Below are 336 nucleotides of genomic sequence, written 5' to 3'. Positions count from 1 at the left end.
GGGCCGGTCGCGGGGGTGACGCCCGAGGCGTGCAGCCACTCGACGCCCTCCAGAAGCTGATCCCAGTCAAACGCTGTATGCACCTGCTCGACAAAGGCCGAGCCGGCGCGGTCATAGAGAACCTCTGACGGACGGCGCACGGCGCCGGGCGTCAGGAAATACAGGCCCATTCGTCCCGCCGTGAAGACGATGGGGCTGGTGTCGACGCCGTGCTTTCGCACCTCGTCGCGGGCGGCGTGGCCCAGGGCGTTGTCCGGCAGCACCGTCGCCATCCGCGTCGGCGCGCCGAAACGGGCCAGCGATACGGCGACATTCGCCTCGGCCCCGCCCGGACGC

Annotated in this window: 1 protein-coding gene; it reads right to left on the bottom strand. The window is 70.8% G+C overall.

The features are described from left to right. Positions 1 to 336: PfkB family carbohydrate kinase (locus tag QZ281_RS11770; RefSeq protein WP_292228577.1), on the bottom strand; the 336-nt coding region annotated here is incomplete at both ends.

Origin of the sequence: Brevundimonas sp., assembly GCF_018608325.1 — a bacterium.
Taxonomy (GTDB): Bacteria; Pseudomonadota; Alphaproteobacteria; order Caulobacterales; family Caulobacteraceae; genus Brevundimonas.
This window is presented reverse-complemented; position numbering and strand designations above follow the sequence as displayed.